The organism is Pseudomonas sp. GW822-FHT02D10 (assembly GCF_058802345.1).
This window is the reverse complement of record NZ_JBXAOB010000015.1, coordinates 49,158-71,655: the sequence shown is the minus strand read 5'-3', so window position 1 is coordinate 71,655 and position 22,498 is coordinate 49,158. Positions and strand designations below refer to the sequence as shown.

21 protein-coding genes are annotated in these 22,498 nt (G+C 59.3%); 12 read left to right on the top strand and 9 right to left on the bottom strand.

The features are described 5' to 3' along the window. Window positions 1-312 precede the first annotated feature (312 nt). Genes flgB through flgE form a run of 4 tightly spaced genes read left to right on the top strand, consistent with a single transcriptional unit; the run spans window position 313 to window position 3,271 of the window. Window positions 313-720, top strand: a complete 408-nt coding sequence (gene flgB, locus AC1RPZ_RS21535) for a flagellar basal body rod protein FlgB (protein ID WP_123426802.1) — start codon at window positions 313-315, stop codon at window positions 718-720. A gap of 3 nt (window positions 721-723) precedes the next feature. Next, on the top strand, window positions 724-1,167 hold the full coding sequence (gene flgC / locus AC1RPZ_RS21530) for a flagellar basal body rod protein FlgC (RefSeq protein WP_007937507.1): 444 nt from the start codon (window positions 724-726) through the stop codon (window positions 1,165-1,167). Window positions 1,168-1,182: 15 nt separating this feature from the next. Beyond that, complete coding sequence (gene flgD / locus AC1RPZ_RS21525) at window positions 1,183-1,911, top strand: flagellar hook assembly protein FlgD (RefSeq protein WP_493139233.1); 729 nt, start codon at window positions 1,183-1,185, stop codon at window positions 1,909-1,911. 31 nt (window positions 1,912-1,942) lie between these two features. Further along, on the top strand, window positions 1,943-3,271 hold the full coding sequence (gene flgE, locus AC1RPZ_RS21520; protein WP_493139231.1) for a flagellar hook protein FlgE: 1,329 nt from the start codon (window positions 1,943-1,945) through the stop codon (window positions 3,269-3,271). 307 nt (window positions 3,272-3,578) lie between these two features. On the opposite strand, the gene AC1RPZ_RS21515 is transcribed toward flgE, so the two are convergent. Further along, window positions 3,579-6,473: a ribonucleoside-diphosphate reductase subunit alpha gene (locus AC1RPZ_RS21515; RefSeq protein ID WP_493139229.1), complete on the bottom strand. Its 2,895-nt coding sequence runs from the start codon at window positions 6,471-6,473 to the stop codon at window positions 3,579-3,581. A gap of 730 nt (window positions 6,474-7,203) precedes the next feature. On the opposite strand from AC1RPZ_RS21515, the gene AC1RPZ_RS21510 reads away from it, so the two are divergent. Both AC1RPZ_RS21510 and AC1RPZ_RS21505 read left to right on the top strand, forming a co-directional pair. Beyond that, on the top strand, window positions 7,204-7,929 hold the full coding sequence (locus AC1RPZ_RS21510) for a response regulator (protein ID WP_493139228.1): 726 nt from the start codon (window positions 7,204-7,206) through the stop codon (window positions 7,927-7,929). Further along, on the top strand, window positions 7,926-9,536 hold the full coding sequence (locus tag AC1RPZ_RS21505) for an ATP-binding protein (protein ID WP_493139227.1): 1,611 nt from the start codon (window positions 7,926-7,928) through the stop codon (window positions 9,534-9,536). Before AC1RPZ_RS21510 ends, AC1RPZ_RS21505 begins: the two co-directional genes overlap by 4 nt. A 146-nt stretch (window positions 9,537-9,682) precedes the next feature. Here the strand turns inward: AC1RPZ_RS21505 and AC1RPZ_RS21500 are convergent, their stop codons facing one another. Together AC1RPZ_RS21500 and AC1RPZ_RS21495 are read right to left on the bottom strand one after the other, a co-directional pair. Then, window positions 9,683-10,408, bottom strand: a complete 726-nt coding sequence (locus AC1RPZ_RS21500) for a 4'-phosphopantetheinyl transferase family protein (RefSeq protein WP_493139225.1) — start codon at window positions 10,406-10,408, stop codon at window positions 9,683-9,685. A gap of 142 nt (window positions 10,409-10,550) precedes the next feature. Further along, window positions 10,551-11,342 (bottom strand): dienelactone hydrolase family protein, encoded by a 792-nt coding sequence (locus AC1RPZ_RS21495; RefSeq protein WP_493139222.1) that lies wholly within the window; start codon window positions 11,340-11,342, stop codon window positions 10,551-10,553. Between the two features lie 239 nt (window positions 11,343-11,581). Between AC1RPZ_RS21495 and AC1RPZ_RS21490 the strand changes: the two genes are divergently transcribed. Then, entirely contained in the window at window positions 11,582-12,259 is a 678-nt protein-coding gene (locus AC1RPZ_RS21490; RefSeq protein ID WP_493139220.1) for a response regulator, read from the top strand. Further along, window positions 12,256-13,602 (top strand): ATP-binding protein, encoded by a 1,347-nt coding sequence (locus tag AC1RPZ_RS21485; protein WP_493139218.1) that lies wholly within the window; start codon window positions 12,256-12,258, stop codon window positions 13,600-13,602. Before AC1RPZ_RS21490 ends, AC1RPZ_RS21485 begins: the two co-directional genes overlap by 4 nt. A 98-nt stretch (window positions 13,603-13,700) precedes the next feature. Here the strand turns inward: AC1RPZ_RS21485 and AC1RPZ_RS21480 are convergent, their stop codons facing one another. Further along, window positions 13,701-14,699 (bottom strand): AraC family transcriptional regulator, encoded by a 999-nt coding sequence (locus tag AC1RPZ_RS21480; protein ID WP_493139216.1) that lies wholly within the window; start codon window positions 14,697-14,699, stop codon window positions 13,701-13,703. A 335-nt stretch (window positions 14,700-15,034) separates the two neighbouring features. On the opposite strand from AC1RPZ_RS21480, the gene AC1RPZ_RS21475 reads away from it, so the two are divergent. Beyond that, complete coding sequence (locus AC1RPZ_RS21475; RefSeq protein ID WP_493139214.1) at window positions 15,035-16,369, top strand: dicarboxylate/amino acid:cation symporter; 1,335 nt, start codon at window positions 15,035-15,037, stop codon at window positions 16,367-16,369. 145 nt (window positions 16,370-16,514) lie between these two features. Then, window positions 16,515-17,696 carry a CaiB/BaiF CoA transferase family protein gene (locus tag AC1RPZ_RS21470; protein ID WP_493139213.1) on the top strand — a complete coding sequence of 394 codons (1,182 nt, stop codon included), beginning with the start codon at window positions 16,515-16,517 and terminating at the stop codon, window positions 17,694-17,696. 108 nt (window positions 17,697-17,804) lie between these two features. Here AC1RPZ_RS21470 and AC1RPZ_RS21465 read toward each other — a convergent pair whose 3' ends face one another. Both AC1RPZ_RS21465 and AC1RPZ_RS21460 read right to left on the bottom strand, forming a co-directional pair. After that, window positions 17,805-18,299 (bottom strand): SprT family zinc-dependent metalloprotease, encoded by a 495-nt coding sequence (locus AC1RPZ_RS21465; protein WP_493139211.1) that lies wholly within the window; start codon window positions 18,297-18,299, stop codon window positions 17,805-17,807. 203 nt (window positions 18,300-18,502) lie between these two features. Then, window positions 18,503-19,105 (bottom strand): Yip1 family protein, encoded by a 603-nt coding sequence (locus AC1RPZ_RS21460; protein ID WP_401123712.1) that lies wholly within the window; start codon window positions 19,103-19,105, stop codon window positions 18,503-18,505. 268 nt (window positions 19,106-19,373) lie between these two features. Here AC1RPZ_RS21460 and ttcA point away from each other — a divergent pair, with 268 nt between their 5' ends. Together ttcA and AC1RPZ_RS21450 are read left to right on the top strand one after the other, a co-directional pair. Beyond that, window positions 19,374-20,198 (top strand): tRNA 2-thiocytidine(32) synthetase TtcA, encoded by an 825-nt coding sequence (ttcA, locus tag AC1RPZ_RS21455; RefSeq protein WP_493139210.1) that lies wholly within the window; start codon window positions 19,374-19,376, stop codon window positions 20,196-20,198. 75 nt (window positions 20,199-20,273) lie between these two features. Beyond that, a complete protein-coding gene (locus AC1RPZ_RS21450) occupies window positions 20,274-20,945 on the top strand; it encodes a DNA-3-methyladenine glycosylase I (protein WP_123426818.1) in 672 nt (223 codons plus the stop codon). A gap of 90 nt (window positions 20,946-21,035) precedes the next feature. On the opposite strand, the gene AC1RPZ_RS21445 is transcribed toward AC1RPZ_RS21450, so the two are convergent. From AC1RPZ_RS21445 to arsC, 3 genes are read right to left on the bottom strand one after another with little or no spacing between them, the layout of a single operon-like run. Then, the gene (locus AC1RPZ_RS21445) at window positions 21,036-21,461 is read right to left on the bottom strand and encodes a DUF2069 domain-containing protein (RefSeq protein WP_493139209.1); all 426 of its coding nucleotides are present in this window, start codon (window positions 21,459-21,461) and stop codon (window positions 21,036-21,038) included. 1 nt (window position 21,462) lies between these two features. Then, window positions 21,463-22,059: an NAD(P)H:quinone oxidoreductase gene (gene wrbA, locus AC1RPZ_RS21440; RefSeq protein ID WP_019693120.1), complete on the bottom strand. Its 597-nt coding sequence runs from the start codon at window positions 22,057-22,059 to the stop codon at window positions 21,463-21,465. Continuing rightward, on the bottom strand, window positions 22,056-22,409 hold the full coding sequence (gene arsC, locus AC1RPZ_RS21435; RefSeq protein ID WP_493139207.1) for an arsenate reductase (glutaredoxin): 354 nt from the start codon (window positions 22,407-22,409) through the stop codon (window positions 22,056-22,058). The genes wrbA and arsC overlap by 4 nt, the downstream gene beginning before the upstream one ends. Window positions 22,410-22,498 lie beyond the last annotated feature (89 nt).

Sequence of the window (22,498 nt, the reverse complement as noted above, 5' to 3'; positions counted from 1 at the left end):
CCGACAATCACCAATGATCTGCCCGGTCCACTGTGGGAGCGAGCTTGCTCGCGATAGCGTCGTATCAGTCGACATCAATGCAACCTGTCACACCGTTATCGCGAGCAAGCTCGCTCCCACAGGGTCCGGTGTTGTTCTCCCACGTCGTGACAAGCGGCAGAAAAGCGGCAGGCGACGGAAATCCGTTGCCGCTTTTCTGGCATTGCCGCTTTGCCGCCGCCCGCAAAGCCCCGGTTTATAGGGTTTTATAAGCTGGCACGAGGCTTGCTATAACCCTGTTACGAAAAATCAGGTCACCCAAAGGTTTCCGACATGAGCATCAGCTTCGATAAAGCGCTCGGTATCCACGAACAAGCCCTGGGCTTCCGCGCTCAGCGTGCCGAGGTCCTGGCCAACAACATTGCCAACGCCGATACCCCGAACTACAAGGCTCGGGATCTGGACTTCTCGTCGGTGCTGGCCGCCCAGAACGACAAGAACAAGAACGGCACCTTCGCTTTGAACATGACCAATAGCCGTCATATCGAAGCCCAAGGTCTGAGCAGTGGTGACGAGTCGCTGCTGTATCGCACGCCGATGCAACCGTCGATTGACCAAAACACCGTGGACGCCCAACTGGAACAGTCGAACTACGCGGAAAACGCGGTCAACTTCCAGGCCAGCTTCACGTTGCTCAACAGTAAATTCAAAGGGCTGGTATCAGCCCTGCGCGGGGAGTAATCCATGTCTCTGTCCAGTGTTTTCAACATTGCCGGTAGCGGCATGAGTGCTCAAACCACTCGCTTGAACACCGTCGCCAGTAACATCGCCAACGCCGAGACCGTCTCTTCGAGCATCGATCAGACCTACCGTGCCCGTCACCCGGTGTTTGCCACCATGTTCCAGGGCGGCCAATCCGGTGGCAGCGATTCGCTGTTCCAGAACCAGGATGCCGCAGGCCAGGGCGTGCAGGTACTCGGTGTAGTCGAAGATCAAAGCAACCTCGAAGCACGCTACGAGCCGAACCATCCGGCGGCTGACGCCAAGGGTTATGTCTATTACCCCAACGTCAATGTGGTTGAGGAAATGGCTGACATGATTTCTGCCAGTCGTTCGTTCCAGACCAACGCGGAAATGATGAACACCGCCAAAACCATGATGCAGAAGGTCCTGACCCTCGGTCAGTGATAAGGGGCGATTTTTATGAGCGTTACCGATTCCACCGGCGGCCTGAGCATGACCGATCTGCTGGCGAACTCCTCGGTCAAGAGCACCGGTACGGCCGCGAATGGCCTTTCCGCAGCAACCAGTAGCGCGACCGGCGGCAAGGCGTTGGGCAAGGACGCGTTCCTGCAATTGCTGGTGACCCAGCTAAAGAACCAGAACCCGCTTTCGCCTCAGGACAACGGCGCATTCGTTGCTCAACTGGCGCAGTTCAGCAGCCTTGAAGGGATCACCTCCCTCAATACGACCGTGAGTTCCCTGGCCAGTAATTTCAGCTCTTCCCAGGCCTTGCAGGCTTCTTCTCTGGTGGGGCGTTCGGTGATTGCGCAAACCGGCACCGCCCAGATCAGCGACGCGAGCAAGGGGCTGACCGGTACAGTAACCCTGACATCGTCGATCTCCGACGGTACGGTGAAGATTAGCGACTCAAGCGGAACTGTCGTGAGAACCCTCGATCTGGGCAGCCAGGCCGCGGGCAGTGCCAGCTTCAGTTGGGACGGCAAGGACAGTAGCGGCACTTTGGTCCCGGCGGGCACGTACACCTTCAAGGCCAATGCTTCGGTCAACGGCACGGCGACCGATATGGCCACCTACCTGCCAGCAACCGTCAACAGCGTGACCATCAGTCAAACCGGCGGCGAGTTGATGCTCAACCTTGCAGGTCTGGGCTCCATCGCCCTGTCCAAAGTTCAAACCATTGGTATATAGAGCCGGCTAACGCGGCACAAAGGAGTGGAATATGTCTTTCAATATCGGCCTTAGCGGTCTCTATGCTGCCAACAAACAACTGGACGTGACCGGCAACAACATCGCCAACGTCGCGACCTCCGGTTTCAAGTCCTCCCGCGCAGAATTCTCGGATGTCTACTCGGCGACCAAGCTGGGTAACGGCAGTAAAGTCGTCGGCAGCGGCGTGCGCCTGGCCAACGTTTCCCAGCAGTTTACCCAAGGTGATATCAGCAACACCGGTAACGTGCTGGACATGGCCATCAACGGCTCAGGCTTCTTTACCCTGAACAACAACGGCTCGGAATCCTACACCCGGGCCGGTACGTTCAAGGTCGACAAAAGCGGCTACGTTACCAACACTGACTACACCTCTCGTTTGCAGGGTTACGCGGCGGACGCCAACGGCAAGATCATCAACGGTGTGTTGACCGATCTGAAGATCGACACCTCGAACCTGGCACCAAAGCCAACCTCGACCGTGTCCTCGACGATCAACCTGAACTCCACCGCTGCGGTGATCGACGACACGATTCCTGCCAACAAATTCGACCCGAACAACACCGCCACCTACACCAAGTCGTTCAGTACGCCGATCTATGACAGCCAGGGCAACCAGCACACCATGGATCAGTACATGGTGAAAACCGCCGCCAACACCTGGAAGACCTACACCCTGGTGGACGGTCGCAACCCGGATGCTACCGGCAGTGATCCGACCGTCACCGCCCCGATCGCTTCGACCATGACGTTCAATTCGACCGGCACACTGGTCTCGGTGGCAACTCCACCGGCGACGCCTGCGGCACCTAACGCAACCAACGCACTGACGTTGGCCGGCTGGGTGCCGGGTACTGTCACCAACGGTGTGTGGGCGGCCAACGGCGCGGCACCAAGCGCTAGCGGCATGACCATTTCGATGACTAACACCACACAGTTCAACGCTGATTCGGCCCGCTCCATCCCGGCTCAGGACGGTTATGCCACGGGCGAGATCACTAACCTGACCATCGACAGCACCGGTACCCTGTTCGCCAACTTCAGTAACAGCCAGAACAAGGCGATCGGCCAGGTTGCGTTGGCCAGCTTCACCAATGAACAAGGTCTGCAAGCCGTAGGCGGCACCAGTTGGAAAGAAACGTACGCCTCGGGTATCCCGGGTTATGACGCGCCGACCACGGGTACGCTGGGGTCCATCTCGTCCAACTCCCTGGAAGGGTCCAACGTCAACCTGACCAACGAACTGGTCAGCTTGATTCAGGCGCAAAGCAACTATCAGGCGAACGCCAAGACTATCTCGACCCAAAGCACCATCATGCAGACCATCATTCAGATGACCTGATGCTGGTTGGTGGGTAGCGCTACACAAGGAGCCCCTCGAAAGAGGGGCTTTTTTGTGGTCGGGATTTTTATCAGGCGCTGGGTGCTGGTTGTCTGTGTAGGCCCCATCGCGAGCAAGCTCGCTCCCACATTGGATCTCCTGTGAATGCACTATTTGTAGACACCAGAGATCACCTGTGGGAGCGAGCTTGCTCGCGATGGGGCCAGTACGGTCACCGCTTTCCTGGAGGCAAAAGAAAACCCCCGATCAATCCAGAAGATTCATCGGGGGTTTCAGGTAAGCGCCTTGCAGCGCTTACCGGCTCAGCTTATTGGCAAGCTTCGCAATCCGGCTCGTCGATGGCGCACGCCTTCGGCACTGGAGCTGGACCGGCTGGAGCGGCCAGGACCGAGTCGTCGCCGTGGTTGCCGCCGCTGGATACAGCGTTCAGCTTGCCGGTGTTGATGGTCGACTTCTCGGTGCTGGTCGCGGCCAGGGCACGGAGGTAGTAAGTGGTTTTCAGGCCACGGTACCAGGCCATGCGGTAGGTCACGTCCAGCTTCTTGCCCGAAGCACCGGCGATGTACAGGTTCAGCGACTGAGCCTGGTCGATCCACTTCTGACGACGGCTGGCCGCGTCAACGATCCACTTGGTGTCTACTTCGAACGCGGTCGCGTAGAGCTCTTTGAGTTCTTGCGGGATGCGTTCGATCTGCTGCACGGAACCGTCGTAGTACTTCAGGTCGTTAATCATGACCGAGTCCCACAGACCGCGAGCCTTGAGGTCGCGAACCAGGTACGGGTTGATCACGGTGAATTCGCCCGACAGGTTCGATTTCACATAGAGGTTCTGGTAGGTCGGTTCGATCGACTGCGAGACGCCAGTGATGTTGGCGATGGTCGCGGTCGGTGCGATGGCCATGATGTTGGAGTTACGAATACCTTTCTGCACGCGGGCGCGCACTGGAGCCCAGTCCAGGGTTTCGTTCAGGTCGACATCGATGTACTTCTGGCCGCGCTGCTCGATCAGGATCTGTTGCGAATCCAGCGGCAGGATGCCTTTGGACCACAGCGAACCCTGGAACGTCTCGTAAGCGCCACGCTCGTCAGCCAGGTCGCAGGACGCCTGGATTGCGTAGTAGCTGACCGCTTCCATCGACTTGTCGGCGAACTCGACCGCAGCGTCGGAACCGTAAGGGATGTGCTGCAGGTACAAAGCGTCCTGGAAACCCATGATGCCCAGACCGACCGGACGGTGCTTGAAGTTGGAGTTCTTCGCTTGTGGCACCGAGTAGTAGTTGATGTCGATCACGTTATCGAGCATGCGAACGGCGGTGTTCACGGTGCGCTCCAGCTTCACGGTGTCCAGCTTGCCGTTGACGATGTGGTTCGGCAGGTTGATCGAGCCCAGGTTGCAAACGGCGATCTCGTCCTTGTTGGTGTTCAAGGTGATCTCGGTGCACAGGTTCGAGCTGTGAACCACGCCAACGTGCTGCTGTGGGCTACGCAGGTTGCATGGGTCTTTGAAGGTCAGCCATGGGTGGCCGGTTTCAAACAGCATGGAGAGCATTTTGCGCCACAGGTCTTTGGCCTGGATGGTCTTGAACAGCTTGACCTTGCCTGGGTACTCGGTCAGGGCTTCGTAGTACTCGTAACGCTCTTCGAAGGCCTTGCCGGTCAGGTCGTGCAGGTCTGGAACTTCGGACGGCGAGAACAGGGTCCATTTGCCGTCATCGAAGACGCGCTTCATGAACAGGTCAGGAATCCAGTTGGCGGTGTTCATGTCGTGGGTACGACGACGGTCATCACCGGTGTTCTTGCGCAGCTCGATGAACTCCTCGATGTCCATGTGCCAGGTTTCCAGGTAAGCACAGACAGCGCCTTTGCGCTTGCCACCCTGGTTAACGGCGACAGCGGTGTCGTTCACCACTTTCAGGAACGGTACGACGCCCTGGGATTTGCCGTTGGTGCCCTTGATGTACGAGCCCAATGCGCGAACCGGAGTCCAGTCGTTGCCCAGACCGCCCGCGAATTTCGACAACATGGCGTTGTCGTGGATCGCGTGGTAGATGCCCGACAGGTCATCCGGCACGGTGGTCAGGTAGCAGCTCGACAGCTGTGGACGCAGGGTGCCGGCGTTGAACAGGGTCGGGGTCGAGGACATGTAGTCGAAGGACGACAACAGGTTGTAGAACTCGATCGCACGGTCTTCCTTGTTCTTCTCCTCGATCGCCAGGCCCATGGCCACGCGCATGAAGAAGATCTGTGGCAGTTCGAAACGCACGCCATCCTTGTGGATGAAGTAACGGTCGTACAGGGTTTGCAGGCCCAGGTAGGTGAACTGCTGGTCGCGCTCGTGGTTGATCGCCTTGCCGAGTTTTTCCAGGTCAAAGGTAGCCAGGACCGGGTTCAGCAATTCGAATTGGATACCCTTGGCGATGTACGAAGGCAGGGCCTTGGCGTACAGGTCGACCATTTCGTGGTGAGTCGCGCTCTCGGCGACTTCCAGGAAGCTCAGGCCTTCGGCGCGCAGGGTGTCCATCAGCAGGCGCGCGGTCACGAACGAGTAGTTCGGCTCACGCTCGACCAGCGTACGGGCGGTCATCACCAGCGCGGTGTTGACGTCGGTCAGGGCCACGCCGTCGTACAGGTTCTTCAGGGTTTCGCGCTGGATCAGGTCGCCGTCGACTTCTTCCAGACCTTCGCAGGCCTCGGTGACGATGGTGTTCAGGCGGCCCATGTCCAGTGGCGCAAAGGTGCCGTCGGCGCGGGTGATGCGGATCGACGGGTGAGCCTGTACCGCTTCCTCGACAGGCGCGCGGGTGGCGCGTTCCTTGGAGCGGCCGTCACGGTAGATCACGTAGTCGCGAGCCACTTTCTGCTCGCCGGCACGCATCAGGGCCAGTTCGACCTGGTCCTGGATTTCTTCGATGTGGATGGTGCCGCCCGATGGCATACGACGTTTGAAGGTCGCGGTGACTTGTTCGGTCAGGCGGGCAACGGTGTCGTGGATTCGCGACGAGGCAGCAGCAGTGCCGCCCTCAACTGCGAGAAACGCTTTGGTGATGGCGACGGTGATTTTGTCATCGGTGTAAGGAACGACAGTGCCGTTACGCTTGATCACGCGCAGTTGGCCTGGCGCGGTGGCGGACAGATCCGAAATCGAATCAGCGGCCAGCGGCGCGGTGCCCTGCGGGTTCTCGCGAGTTGTGTCGGTTTGCATGGGTGTCTCCACGTTCTCTATGTTTGTTTGGGCACCCTGAAGGTGCCCACCGTTCCGTCCTGAAGCACTACAACCGGCAAGGGCCGGGCATAACAACTTCGGGACAGTAGGAAGGGGGCTGTTGGGCGCCGCTTCCATGCCGAAGTCTTTGGTCTCAGGCCAGGGGCCGAAAACCGAATTCCATTTGGGCGACAGTGATTGACTGCAACACCCGTACCGTTTTCGCCGTTGACGACTGAAAAACCGTAGCCATCCGCAGGTGCGGGTTGGGCTTCTGAAAATGTGTTTGGTTCAACCAAAAACATGCAAGAAAAGCACTTGAGTTTCTTGTCTAATTTGTGTTTGGTTTTTCGTGCAAAACCCTACATGTAGGGTTTTTTTGAACGCGAGCTACAAGATAATGCGTTTTGGGGGGTGATTGCAACGTACTACCTGTGGATAAAGCTGTGCGTAAAATGTGTATGAAACTGCCAGTCATCGTGTAGGCCGCGACCCTGCTGGGGTAGACCGTTTGTCATAGAATTTCGCCCTGAAAAATAGCCTGGGGCGGATTTTTGCGGGCGCGAACCCTATCACAAAAAAACGCAGTGACCGAGCGCATTTGCCAGCTTGTGTTCTCAAGGGGAGGCATTGCTACAATCGGCTGCTGTGTACGCAGTCTTATCCACTTCAATCATTACAAAAAGACGAGTGGATCCTTCCTTAATAGTGTTCGGCAAAGAGGTCACCCGTGGAGCAAGAAGCCTGGCAAGTATTGATTGTCGAGGATGACCAGCGCCTGGCCGAGTTGACTCGTGAGTACCTGGAAAGCAACGGTCTACGGGTCACCATCGAAGGTAATGGAGCGCTGGCGGCGGCGCGGATTATCACCGAGCAACCGGACATGGTGATCCTTGACCTGATGCTCCCCGGTGAAGACGGCCTGACGATTTGCCGCAAGGTTCGTGATCGCTACGACGGGCCGATCCTGATGCTCACCGCACGCACTGACGACATGGACCAGATCCAGGGCCTGGACATGGGCGCCGACGACTACGTGTGTAAACCGGTGCGCCCGCGCTTGCTGCTGGCGCGAATTCAGGCCTTGCTGCGACGTAGCGAAGCACCAGAGCCTGCTGCGCCGGAAAAACTCCGTCGTTTGCAGTTCGGTCCGCTGGTCGTCGACAACGCCCTGCGTGAGGCTTGGCTGCATGACACGGGTATCGAGTTGACCAGTGCCGAGTTCGATCTGCTCTGGCTGCTGGTGGCCAACGCCGGGCGGATTCTGTCCCGCGAAGAAATTTTCACCGCGCTACGCGGCATCGGCTACGACGGTCAGGATCGCTCGATCGATGTACGCATTTCGCGGATCCGGCCGAAGATCGGCGATGACCCGATCCATCCGCGGCTGATCAAGACCATTCGCAGCAAGGGTTACCTGTTCGTTCCTGAAGCCTGCGTAGATCAGCCCCTGTGAACTCGATCTTCCTGCGCATTTATGGCGGTATGTGCGCCGCGCTGATTCTGGTGGCGGTGCTCGGCGTGCTGGCCTTGCACCTGCTCAATCAGGTGCGCAGCGAGCAATACCGCGAACGCCTGGCCCATGGCACGTTTTCCTTGATGGCCGACAATCTGCAACCGATGAACGAGACCGAGCGTCATCGTGCGTTGCTGGTGTGGGAGCGTTTGCTCGGCATTCCCTTGACCTTGCAAACCTTCGCCCAGACCGACCTCGACCTGAGCCAGCGCACACGGGTGCTGCACGGCCAGGCATTGGTCGAACAGACCGGCCCGCACGCGGCGAAGGTCTACCGGTTGGTCAGCGATAAAGAACAGCTTGTTCTGACGGGGGAAGTGCAACAGATCAGCGAGCAACTGGCACGGGCGACGATTTATCTGTTGGCCGATGAGCTGGTGCGCTATCCGGTGGCCGAGCAACCCAAGCGTCTCGAGGCGCTAAAGAAGGACAAAGGTTTCGGTTTCGATCTGCAACTGATTACGGTCGATCAGGCGGACATGGACGAGGACCAGAGCCGTCGGGTCTCTGAAGGCGACACGGTGATGGCGCTCGGCAAGGGCGGCGATTCGATCCGGGTGTTTGCCGGGATGGTCGGTACGCCTTGGGTGCTGGAGATCGGCCCGCTGTATCAGATGAACCCGTACCCGCCGGAGTGGTTGGTGTTGATTGCGGCGCTGGGCCTGAGCCTGATCGGGTTGATCGTCTATTTGCTGGTGCGCCAGTTGGAACGTCGCTTGAGGGGGCTGGAGTCAGCCGCCACGCGGATCGCCAAAGGCAGCCTGGAAACCCGCGTGCCGGCCCGTGGTGCGGACTCGGTGGGGCGGTTGGCGGCGGCGTTCAACGGCATGGCCGAGCACTTGCAGCAATTGCTGGCGATTCAGCGTGAACTGGTGCGCGCGGTGTCCCATGAACTGCGCACGCCCGTTGCGCGGTTGCGTTTTGGCCTGGAGATGATCAGCACGGCGAGCACGCCACAGGCGCGGGATAAATACCTGGAGGGCATGGATCACGATATCCAGGACCTCGATGGCCTGGTGGACGAAATGCTCACGTACGCGCGGCTGGAACAGGGTTCGCCAGCGCTGAACTTCCAGCGCGTCGACCTCGATGCCTTGGTCAATCAGGTGATCAGCGAACTGGCGCCATTACGCGCCAATGTGACGGTTCAACGCGGCCAGTGTCTGTCGGCTGCCGATTGCGATGACGCCTGGGTCGAGGCCGAGCCACGTTACCTGCATCGGGCGTTGCAGAATCTGGTGAGCAACGCCATGCGTCATGCCCAGTCCCAGGTGTCGATCAGTTATCAGGTGGGGCAGCAGCGTTGTCGTGTCGACGTTGAAGACGATGGCCCGGGCGTACCGGAAAGTGCCTGGGAAAAGATCTTCACGCCGTTTTTGCGTCTGGATGACAGCCGCACCCGAGCGTCCGGCGGGCACGGTCTGGGGTTGTCTATCGTGCGCCGGATCGTTCACTGGCATGGCGGCCGAGCGTTGATCAGCAAGAGTAAAAACCTCGGTGGCGCGTGTTTCAGTCTGAGCTGGCCCAGGAATCAGGAGAAACCTTGAGATCCTTGCTGTCTGTAAGGGCCTCATCGCGAGCAAGCTCGCTCCCACAGGGTCTGGATGTGTACACGCAATTGCGACACATCACATATCCAATAATGTGGGAGCGAGCTTGCTCGCGATGACGGCCGAACAGGCACTGAAACTCTTCAGGCCTTGATGCTGACCAGGCTCAACAAATGCTCATCGTGCAGCCCGAACTGCGCGTCCAGTTCCGTGCCGTAGTGCCATTCGCTGGAGAGGTCGGTCAACAAACGCAGGCGCACATGCCCGCTGTCGGTCCATTCCAGCACCTCGGCATGTTCGAAATAGAAGCGTTTTTGCACGATGGGGTAGAGCGCCTTGAACAGGCTTTCCTTGACCGAGAACGTCAGGGTCACCCACAGCGCCAGCTGCTCGCGAGGGCCAGCGGCCATGCGTTCGAGCTCGGGCGGGGTCAGGATCTCCCCGGCCAGACGCTCGGCACGTTCGGTGTCAAGCAGGTTTTCCAGGTCCATGCCCAAGCCGCGCCAATGGGTCTTGCGCGCAACGATGGCGGCGGCCCGGCCGGTGCTGTGGGTGATCGAACCACAGATATGCGCCGGCCATACGGGGGCGCGATCCTCGCCAATCGCCGGAATGCAGTCCAGACCTTCCAGTTGTTGCAAGGCGGCCCGGGCGCACACCCGTCCGGCGAGAAACTCGGCCTGACGTTTGGCGACCGAGCGCTGGATGCTGGGGGGCGGTTCGATCGTGCTGCGCTGGAAGTCGTCGAACGCCAGCAATGACGGATCGAAATGGGTGCTGAGCAGCACGGTGTCGGGCAGCACATCAGGCAACGGCCAGTGGGCGTCGAGCGGCGTGCAGCAGGCGGGAAGAGCGGGGCGCGGGTTCATCCCGGCATTTTGCCGGGTTGACCAAGAGCTGGATAGCCTCGATTAACCCTACACATCGTAGGAGCTGCCGCAGGCTGCGATCTTTTGATCTACTGAAAAGATCGCAGCCTGCGGCAGCTCCTACGTTGGTCTGGGCCAATTATCAGCCAAATATCTTCTTGAAGAATGCTTTCATATCCGCCCACGAGCTTTGATCGGCGGCTTTGTTGTAGCTGATGTCCGGGCCGCCGTGCTCGCCGTGGCTCAGGCGATCCGCGTCCGGGTTGCTGAAACCATGCTTGGCACCTTTCAGGCTGACGAACTTATAGTCGGCGCCGGCCTTGTCCATCTCGGCTTTGAACGCTGCCACTTGGTCCGCAGTGACCATGCTGTCCAGGGCGCCGTGTTCCACCAGCAGCTTGGCCTTGACGCTGCCGGGTGTCGCCGGAGTGCTGGTCGCCAATGCGCCGTGGAAACTTACCACACCCGCCAGCGGTGCCCCTTGGCGGGCCGCATCGAGGACGATCTTGCCGCCGAAGCAGTAGCCGATGGCCGCGAGTTTTTTCGGGTCGGTCTGCGGTTGTTTTTTGAGCAGATCAAGCCCGGCATTGAAGCGGGCACTGGCTGTCGCGCTGTTTTTAAGCGCCGCTTCCATGAACGCCATGGCGTCATTCGGGTGCTCGGTGTTTTTACCTTCGCCATACATATCGATGGCCAGCGCGCTGTAGCCCAGCCCGGCGAGGTCACGGGCCCGGCGCTTGGCGTAGTCGTTCAGGCCCCAGAACTCATGCACCACCACCACGCCCGGACGAGCTCCCTGAATGCTGTCGTCGTAGGCGTAATAGCCGATCATTTCAGTCCCGTCGGCACTCTTGTAAGGGATCTCCTGAGTCTTGATTGCGGCCTGGCTAAGGCCGCTCAAGGCCAGTAAAACGAGTGCGATAAATACGCGCATGGTTGATGCTCCTTTAAAAGATGTGCAGACAGCCTAGTCGATCCTGTTCAGTCCGAGTTCAGCGGGTTGTGGTTAACCTACAGCCACAACTGTGGTATCGGTTACTTCGTCAGGGTTGGCCAGGATGATGCAACAGGTTTCGCCAAACACCTTGGTTGAACCGGGTTACCGTTACTGGTGTATTAGCAATCGAGGTGCGAGGTACCTGTGGAGACGTTGATTTTGCCCGGGAGAGCGTTATGAAACTGCTGGTCGTCGAAGACGAGGCGCTGCTGCGTCATCACCTGCAAACCCGCCTGACCGACAATGGCCATGTGGTCGAGTCCGTGGCGAACGCCGAAGAGGCCTTGTACCAGACTGGGCAATTCAACCATGACCTGGCGGTGATCGACCTCGGTCTGCCGGGCATGGGTGGGCTGGACCTGATTCGCCAGCTGCGTGCGCAAGGCAAGACCTTTCCGATTCTGATTCTGACTGCGCGCGGCAACTGGCAGGACAAGGTCGAAGGCCTCGCCGCCGGCGCCGACGATTACGTGGTCAAGCCGTTCCAGTTCGAAGAGCTGGACGCGCGCCTGAATGCCTTGCTGCGCCGTTCCAGCGGTTTTACCCAGTCGACGATCATTGCCGGCCCCTTGTTGCTGGACCTCAATCGCAAGCAAGCAACCCTCGACGAGCAGCCGTTGGCGTTGACCGCTTATGAGTATCGGATCCTCGAGTACCTGATGCGTCATCACCAACAGGTGGTCGCCAAGGACCGTTTGATGGAACAGCTCTACCCGGATGACGACGAGCGCGATCCGAACGTGATCGAAGTGCTGGTCGGCCGTCTGCGGCGCAAGCTTGAAGGCAAGGCTGGTTTCAAACCGATCGATACTGTGCGTGGTCTGGGCTACCTGTTCAATGAGCGCTGCCGGTGATTCGTTCGCTGCGCCTGCGCCTGATGCTCGCGGCTACGACGTTGGCGGTGTTGTTCATGCTGGCGTTGTTGCCGGCCATGCAGGGCGCGTTCAGCCTGGCGTTGCAGGACTCGATCCAGCAGCGCCTGGCCTCGGATGTCACCACGCTGATTTCCGCAGCGCGGGTTGAAAACAATCGCTTGGTGATGCCCTCGCAGATGCCGGATGAGCGCTTCAATCTCACCGACAGTCGCTTGCTGGGCTACATCTATGACCGCGAAGGTCATCTGGTCTGGCGCTCGCGGGCGACTAAGGAAGAGGACATCAACTACAAACCGCGTTACGACGGATACGGCAATCAGTTCGCACGGATACGTGAGGCCAACGGCCAGGAATTTTTCGTCTATGACGTAGAGGTCAAACTGCTCGGCGGTAAAAATGCCGCGTTCAGTATCGTCGCGCTGCAGCCGGTGCGTGAGTACGAGCAGACACTCGACGGCCTGCGGGAAAAACTTTATCTGGGTTTTGGCGCCGCGTTGCTGGTGCTGCTGTCGCTGCTGTGGATCGGCCTGACCTGGGGCTTGCAGGCATTGAAACGCTTGAGCCAGGAACTGGACCAGATCGAGAGCGGCGCCCTTGAAAGCCTCAGCGAGGAACACCCCCGCGAACTGTTGCGCCTGACGGGCTCCCTGAACCGTTTGCTGCGCAGCGAGCGTGAACAGCGCAGTCGCTACCGCGACTCTCTGGATGACCTGGCCCACAGCCTGAAAACCCCGTTGGCGGTCTTGCAAGGGGTCAGTGAAGACATGGCTCAGCGGCCGGAAAGTCGTGAGCAGGCGTGGGTGCTGCAATCACAGATCGAGCGCATGAGTCAGCAGATCAGCTATCAGTTGCAGCGCGCGAGCTTGCGTAAAAGCGGTCTGGTACGCCACCAGGTGCGATTGCGGCCGGTGCTGCAAAGCCTTTGCGATACGCTGGACAAGGTCTATCGCGACAAGCAGGTACGAACCTCCTTCGACCTGCCTGACCCGTGTTACGTGCCGATCGAGCAGGGCGCCTTGCTGGAAATGCTCGGCAACTTGCTGGAAAACGCCTATCGCCTGTGCCTGAGTGAAGTGCGCATCAGCCTGCGGCAAACCATGAGTGGCGTTGAGTTGTGCGTCGAAGATGACGGCCCGGGCGTGCCGCCGGATCAGCGTGCGCGGATTCTCCAGCGCGGCGAACGTCTGGACCGCCAGCACCCGGGGCAGGGCATCGGCCTGGCGGTGGTCAAGGACATCATAGAGAGCTACGGCGCACAGTTGACCCTGGGGGATTCAGCCTTGGGTGGTGCGGCGTTCCGGATTCATTTCCCGGCAGCTTGAGAATGACGGTGTGGCTGAAAAGATCGCAGCCTTCGGCAGCTCCTACGCGGGATTTGTGTTCACCCGTAGGAGCTGCCGAAGGCTGCGATCTTTTGATCCTAATTCTCCTGCGCCCGATAAGCGCCTGGCGTCAATCCAGTCCACTTCTTGAACGCCCGGTGAAACGCCGACGGTTCGGAAAAGCCCAGCTGTTCGGCGATCTGTTGCAACGACAGATCGGCACGGCTCAGGTGATAAATCGCGATGTCGCGGCGCAGCTGGTCTTTCAATTCCTGAAAACTCGAACCCTCTTCACGCAAGTGCCGACGCAAGGTCTGCGGGCTGATGTGCAGGTGCGCAGCGACTGCTTCCAGGTCTGGCCAGCGTGCACTGTCGCGACTGAGCAGGCGCCGCAGCTGGCTGCTGAGGCTATCGCCGTCATCCGGGCGCGACAGCAGATCGGCGGGTGAGCGTTCGAGGAAATGTTTGAGGGTTCGTTCGTCCTGCAGCAACGGCATATGCAGGTAACGGCTGTGGAACAGCAGGCTGCTGTGTTCGGCCGAGAACACCATCGGGCAGGGGAACAACAAGTCGTACTCGGCAGCGTGCTCGGGTTTCGGGTAGCTGAAACAGGCCTGTTCCAAACGAATGCGCTGACCGATCAGCCAACTGCCCAGTCGATGCCAGATCACCAACTGACATTCGCTGAAAAAGTGATCCGGGTCCCACAGCTGTAAATCATCCAGGCTCAAGCGGACCATTTCGCCCTCGCGGGTCAGGGTCAGGCGCGGAGCGTCGGGGAATAGGCTATAAAATAATAAGCCGCGACTGAGTGCTTTCTCGAGGGTGCGGCAGTGAATCAAGGCATGGCACATCATGGCGAAGGTGCCGCGTTTGCTTGGGCCGCGGGCAAAGCCCAGGTATTCATCATCCAGTGCTTGCCAGAGCCCTTGCAGCAGGCTGGTGAACTGTTCAGGCGCGATCCTTGCGCGGGGCTCGTCGAGCCATTCGGCGCTGATCCCCAACTGTTGCAGCAGGCCCGAATAGTCATAGCCGCGTCGGCGCGCGCCACCGAGGGCCGCACGAGCAAAATGACTGGCGATGGTACGTTCGCGCATTGGGGTCTGTCCGTCCATTGAGTGGCGGATCTTAGCCACGGCCTGGTGGCGGGACAAGGCGGATATCCGCCAAATTGCAGGACGAGAGTCGGTTGATGGGCGGGAATCCGCCACTTCGGTCGGCTGGTCAAGGGGTGAAGAAAATCCGGCAGCCCTGATGGCAAAAGGCTTTTGGGCGATTTTGGCAAGGTGGCACGGGCTTTGCGATAAGGGCGAGAGGTCTGCCAGCGCGCAGCTCGACAAAACAAATCCCTCCAGTGCAGGAGGGTTCGCACTTTAGGTGTCGTCTGCGTCAGATGGATGATTGCAGCGCGGTGCTCTTGAGGAACTTTGCAATGACGACTCGTCAGCCACTGTACAAATCCCTGTATCTCCAGGTGATCGTTGCCATCGCTATCGGCATTCTGATCGGTCATTTCTACCCGCAGACCGCTGTGGCGCTTAAACCGCTGGGTGATGGGTTCATCAAACTGATCAAAATGATCATCGCACCGATCATTTTCTGCACCGTCGTCAGCGGTATCGCGGGCATGCAGAACATGAAGTCGGTTGGCAAAACCGGTGGCTACGCGCTGCTGTATTTCGAAATCGTTTCGACCCTCGCATTGCTGGTGGGTCTGGTGGTGGTCAACATCGTGCAGCCAGGTAACGGCATGCACATCGATGTCAGCACCCTGGATGCCTCCAAGGTGGCGGCCTATGTCGCTGCCGGTGCGGATCAAAGCGTCGTTGGTTTCCTCCTGAACGTCATCCCGACCACCATCGTCGGCGCGTTCGCCAACGGCGATATCCTGCAAGTGCTGATGTTCTCGGTGATCTTCGGTTTCGCCCTGCATCGCCTGGGTGCCTACGGAAAGCCGATCCTGGACTTCATCGATCGCTTCGCCCACGTCATGTTCAACATCATCAACATGATCATGAAGCTCGCGCCAATCGGTGCCCTGGGCGCCATGGCCTTCACCATCGGTGCCTACGGCGTCGGCTCGCTGGTGCAACTGGGCCAGTTGATGGCGTGCTTCTACATCACTTGCCTGTTGTTCGTTCTGGTCGTGCTGGGTAGCATCGCTCGCGCTCACGGTTTCAGCGTGCTGAAAGTGATCCGCTACATCCGTGAAGAGCTGCTGATCGTGTTGGGTACTTCGTCTTCGGAGTCGGTACTGCCACGCATGCTGATCAAGATGGAGCGTCTGGGCGCGAAGAAATCCGTTGTGGGTCTGGTGATCCCGACCGGTTACTCGTTCAACCTGGACGGCACTGCCATCTACCTGACCATGGCCGCGGTGTTCATCGCTCAGGCGACCGACACCCACATGGACATCATGCACCAGATCACCTTGCTGATCGTGCTGCTGTTGTCTTCCAAAGGCGCCGCCGGTGTGACCGGTAGCGGCTTCATCGTGCTGGCCGCCACGCTGTCGGCGGTCGGTCACCTGCCGGTTGCCGGCCTGGCGCTGATCCTGGGGATCGACCGCTTCATGTCCGAAGCCCGCGCCCTGACCAACCTGGTGGGTAACGCGGTTGCGACTCTGGTCGTGGCCAAGTGGGTCAAGGAGCTGGATGTCGACCAGATGCATACGGAACTGGCTTCCGGTGGTCGCTCAATCACCAACACCCATGGCGAAGACGATCTGCAGGTGGCTGAAGGCCAAACCCCGACTTCGGTGAAGTAATTCATCGAGTTGATAAGAAACCCGCTTCGGCGGGTTTTTTATTGTCAGCGGTTTGAGCGCAAAGGTCAGTCCGGCTGATGGTTAAGGTGATTGCCGCCAGGCCATCGGCTGCCTAGGCTTGAGGTATCGCCTAAGGAGAACGCACATGCTCGGGCCATTGGCATCACTCAAGGTTCTGGATTTCTCGACACTGTTGCCGGGGCCGTTTGCCTCGCTGTTACTGGCGGACATGGGTGCTGAGGTGTTGCGCATCGAATCGCCGACCCGCATGGACCTGCTGCGGATCCTGCCGCCCCATGATCAGGGCACTTCTGCCAGCCACGCCTACCTCAATCGCAACAAGCGCAGTCTGGCGCTGGACCTCAAGCAGCCAGCAGCGCTAGAGGTGGTCAAACAACTGCTGCAAGACCACGACATCCTCCTTGAGCAGTTTCGCCCTGGGGTGATGGAGCGTCTGGGGCTGGGTTATGAGGCCCTGAAGGCGATCAATCCACGGCTGATCTACGTGTCGATCACCGGTTACGGCCAGACGGGCCCCTACAAGGACCGCGCCGGTCACGATATCAATTATCTGGCGCTGGCAGGTCAGGCCAGCTACACCGGACGCGAGGACAGCGGGCCGTTGCCGTTGGGCATTCAGGTCGCGGACATTGCCGGCGGTTCGCTGCATGGGGTGATCGGTCTGCTGGCGGCGGTGATTGCCCGTCAGCACAGTGGCCAGGGGCAACACCTGGACGTGAGCATGACCGACTGCGCATTCAGCCTGAACGCCATGGCCGGCGCGGGGTTTCTGGCCTGCGGTGTGACGCCGGGGCGCGAAGATCAAATGCTCAATGGCGGTAGCTTCTACGACTATTACCGCACCCGCGATGGTCGCTGGATGTCAGTGGGCAGCCTGGAACCGGATTTCATGCAGCCGCTGTGCACGGCGCTGGGGCAGCCGGAGCTGGCAGTACTGGGTTTGTCGCCCAGTCCCGAGCAGCAAAAGGCGCTCAAGCTGGCGTTTCAGATCGAGTTCGAAAAACATGACTTTGCCGAGCTCTGCAAACTGTTTGCCGGGCTCGATGCGTGCGTTGAGCCGGTGTTGAGCCTGGCCGAAGCGGTCGAGCACCCGCAGTTGAGGGCTCGTGAGCTGGTGACCCAGGTGCCGCGCAACGACGGTACCACGCAGGCGCAGATGGCCTGTCCCTTGAAGTTTTCAGACGGGTTGCCCGAGCCACGACATATCGGCGCGGCGTTGGGTGAACATACCGATCAGGTGTTGGGTGAGTTGGGGTACAGCGCTCAGCGCATCGAGGAATTGCGGCGTAACAAGGTGGTTTTGTAGGGTTTTTGAGGGCCTCTTCGCGAGCAAGCCCGCTCCCACAGGTTTATCGCCATCCTTGTGGGAGCGAGCTTGCTCGCGATGGCGTCCGAATGAACACCGGAAATCTCACTACTCGACCCGCATTTCCCCACTGAAGACCAAGGTGCTGCGGCAACGCCGACACAAATACCGTCGCCCTTGTCGCACCAGGCTATGACGCTGGGCCGAGAACGGGAAATCGCTGTTGGCGCAGGGACAACGGTAGATATAGCGGGTCACGCTGCGGCGTTTGATTGCATAGGTGTGGCAACGATTGGGCGGCAGTTCGTAAACCCCGCGCATGATCAATTGCCATTCTTCGCCGTGCGGCTGGATGCGTTCGCCAAATAGCTGGTGGGCAATCAGGTGCGCGACTTCGTGGGCCACGGTCTGCTTGAGGAAGTCTTCGGCGTTTTCCCGGTACAACTGCGGATTGAAGCGCAGCAGATTTTCATGCAGGTGCGCAACGCCGGCCTTCTGGCCGCGCAACTTGAGGCTGACCACCGGGCGTTTGAAGGATCGTTTGAAAAAGGATTCGGCTTGTTGGAAACAGTCTTCGACGCGGGTATTGAGTTGCTGAGGCATGCTTAACGGATCTCCAGAGGCGTCGAGTATGCTGCAAACCCTGTTCATTGCGAATCGCTCAGGCGCCGAATGGTCGTCGCACAATTCAGAAGTTAGAAGGCCGCCTTGCGGCGGCCTGTGTTGACAGATCCTTGTTTGTTTTGTTGGCGGCGTCCTTGGCTCGCTTCAGCGGCTCGAGTTTCAGGCTTCAATTGCCCCTTTTATTAGTTGGTGTAGACCGGGCCAACGCCCAGGCCCCAGACAATGACGGTGAATGCCATGATTGCAACCAGCACCACCAGCCCTACTGCGAGCACTGAACTTGAGAATAGAAAACCCTCATCAGACGGAATGTTCATGAAGGTCGGCAGCCCCACATACAGCAGGTACACGGTGTAGCAGATGGCTGCAGTGCCGACGACCATGCCCAGCCACATGTGCGGATACAGCGCCGCCAGACCGCCGATGAACAGTGGCGTGGCGGTGTAGGTGGCAAACGCGACACAGCGTGCAAGGCTTGGGCTGGCGTCATAGGTGCGGGCCATCCAGTGAACGAACGCACCCATCACCGCAACCCCGCCGAGCATCGCCAGGTACGACATGATGGTCATCCACAACGCGCTTTCCTGGGTCAGCATGACCGGCGCACGGCTACCGATGACCCAGCCGACCCGAGTGGTGCCGATAAACGCCGAAATAGCCGGTATTGCCGCCAGAATCAGCGTGTGGGTGAGGTACATGTGGCTGATACTTTCCTCTTGGTCGCCACGAATTTCTTTCCATTCTTGATCAGGGTGGGTAAAAAGCCCCACGACGTGATGGATCATAGTCAGTCACTCCTGCGTGATTGCTATCGCCCCCCAGCGGAGCGCCTACGGGCCAGCGGCCAAGTAAGTAGAGGTCTGAAAAGCGTGCGACCTTATGTCGCAGTATAGGAAGTACTGGCTGTCACAGGTGGAGGGCTTTAGAGCAAATCGCGCTGTAAACCCGGGCCTTAATTGCGGTTGTGTCTTGAGATCTGTTCAGCTCTTCGCCCGGTCTGTGTTTTTGCGTAAAATGTCGGCTTTTCGTCACACCTCGCGGATTTCAAGCGCCATGGGCACTCTTACGGTCAATCAGAACAAACTGCAAAAACGTCTACGCCGGCTGGCCGGTGAAGCCGTTGCCGATTACAACATGATCGAAGAGGGCGACAAGGTCATGGTCTGCCTGTCCGGCGGTAAGGACAGCTACACCATGCTCGATGTGCTGATGCATTTGCAGAAGGTGGCGCCGATCAAGTTCGAGATCGTCGCGGTGAACATGGACCAGAAGCAGCCGGGTTTCCCTGAGCATGTGCTGCCGGCCTACCTGAAAGGGTTGGGCGTGGAATACCACATCGTCGAAAAGGACACCTACTCGGTGGTCAAGGAGCTGATACCGGAAGGCAAGACCACGTGCTCGCTGTGCTCACGCCTGCGTCGCGGCACGCTCTACACCTTCGCCGACGAAATCGGCGCGACCAAAATGGCCCTCGGTCATCACCGCGACGACATCGTCGAGACGTTCTTCCTGAATATGTTCTACAACGGTTCGCTCAAGGCCATGCCGCCGAAGTTGCGCGCCGACGACGGCCGTAACGTAGTGATCCGCCCGCTGGCCTACTGCAATGAGAAAGACATTCAGGCTTACTCGGACTTCAAGCAGTTCCCGATCATCCCGTGCAACCTCTGCGGTTCTCAGGAAAACCTGCAACGTCAGGTGGTCAAGGACATGCTTCAGGACTGGGAACGCAAGACCCCGGGCCGCACCGAAAGCATTTTCCGTGGTTTGCAGAACGTCATCCCGTCGCAGTTGGCGGACCGAAACCTGTTCGACTTCACCAACCTGCGCATCGACGAAACTGCTGCGTCGCGTTTCGTCAACGTCGTCAACCTCTGAACAAAATGTGGGAGCGAGCTTGCTCCCACAGGTTCTTATGGCAGGCCGTTTTCAATTCAATCCTCAGGAGAGGGCATGCGCGATTACAAGTGGCTGCATGAATACTGTCTGAACCGTTTTGGTTCGGCAGCCGAACTGGAAGCCCATCTGCCCGTGCCCAAGACCCCGGCACAACTGCGCAAGATCAGTGACGATCGCTACCTGTCGACCCTGGCGTTGCGGGTGTTTCGCGCAGGCCTCAAGCACAGTCTGGTGGACGCCAAATGGCCGGCGTTCGAAGAAGTGTTCTTCAGGTTCGATCCGGAAAAGGTCGTGCTGATGGGCGCCGAGCACCTTGAGCGACTGATGCAGGACACACGGATCATCCGCCACCTGGGCAAGCTCAAGAGCGTGCCGCGCAATGCGCAGTTCGTGCTGGACGTGGCGAAAGAGAAGGGCAGCTTCGGCGAATTGATCGCCGAGTGGCCGGTGACCGACATCGTTGGCCTGTGGAAGTACCTCGCCAAACACGGGCATCAGCTGGGCGGGTTGTCGGCACCGCGGTTTCTGCGGATGATCGGCAAGGACACGTTCGTGCCGAGTTATGACGTAGTCGCGGCACTGAATGCGCAAGAGATCATCGACAAGGTACCGACCAGCCTACGGGATCTGGCGACGGTGCAGAACGCCTTCAACCAGTGGCACGCCGAGAGCGGCCGGCCGATGTGCCAGATTTCGATGATGCTGGCTTACACAGTGAATCATTGAGACCGAGGTGATCCCAAAAGATCGCAGCCTTCGGCAGCTCCTACGCACACCATCTCTGTAGGAGCTGCCGAAGGCTGCGATCTTTTTCACTTAGGCGACAGAGATCTCGCCTTCGCCGGCCAGCTTGCGATTGAGCTGAAACCGCCAGCGCACATACAGCAGCGCCGAACAGAACACCGCCAGGCTTGCGACCATCTCCAGCAGACCAAACACCTGTCGATTCGGGTCGAACGCGGCAATCGCGCCTTTGATGAAATACAGGTTCACCACAAAGCACATCCATGAATGCCCGCGCGCGCTGCCGCTGATCATGCCCGGTGCCAGCAACAACAAGGGCACCAGTTCAATCAGCAGGATGACCCACGGTCGGGCACCATGCAGGTCGGCGATCACCAGGTAGTAGGCGCAGAGCAATCCCACCAAACCGAAGTAGCACAGCAGGCTGATGGCGCGCATCGCCCGAACTCGCGGTTCGAGCCATTCGATGGAGGGCAGAATCTTCGGCTTTTTGGCCACGTTAGCGCTCCAGTTTCAGGGCGGTTTTCGCCAGACGCAGGCCCAAGGCCCGGCACAGCGCGACTTCATGCTCGTTCAAGCCGCTTTTGCCGTCAGCGCCGGCGTGATGGCTGGCGCCGTAAGGTGTGCCGCCACCGCGAGTTTCGAGCAGTGCCGATTCGCTGTAGGGCAGGCCGGTGATCAGCATGCCGTGGTGCAGCAAGGGCAGCATCATCGACAGCAAGGTGGTTTCCTGGCCGCCGTGCAGGCTGGCCGTCGAGGTGAAGACCCCGGCCGGTTTGCCCACCAGAGCGCCGGTCAGCCACAGGTTGCTGGTGCCATCGAGGAAGTACTTCAGCGGCGCCGCCATGTTGCCGAAACGGGTCGGGCTGCCGAGGGCCAGGCCCGCGCAGTTTTTCAGGTCGTCGAGGCTGGCGTAGAGCGCGCCTTCGTCGGGAATGTCTGGTGACACCGCCTCGCATTCGCTGGAGATTGCCGGCACCGTCCGCAGGCGCGCTTCCATCCCGGCCTGTTCCACGCCACGGGCAATCTGTCGGGCCATTTCATTGGTCGAGCCGCTGCGGCTGTAATACAGAACCAGAATGTACGGCGCACTCACGGCAGAATCTCCAGCATGATCTCTATCGGACGGCCGATGATGGCTTTGTCGCCGACTTCAAGAATCGGTCGCTCCATGAGCTTTGGATGTTCGGCGATGGCGGCGATCAATTGCGCTTCGCTCAGGCTGTTGTCGGCCAGGTTCAGGGTTTTGTATTCGTCTTCGCCAGTGCGCAGCAGTTGGCGGGCACTGATGCCGAGCTTGCCCAGCAGGCTTTGCAGCTGCGCGGCGTTCAACGGGGTTTCCAGATAGCGGACTACGGCAGGCGTCAGGCCACGGGCCTCCAGCAGTTCCAGCGCACCGCGGGATTTCGAGCAGCGCGGGTTGTGATAAAGCGTCAGATCGGTCATGTGCGGTTCGCATCTTGCGTAAGGTGGCGGCTATTCTACCTGTGCAGCGAGCAGTCCTGAACCTTGGGAGGCGATGGGTCGCAGCAGAA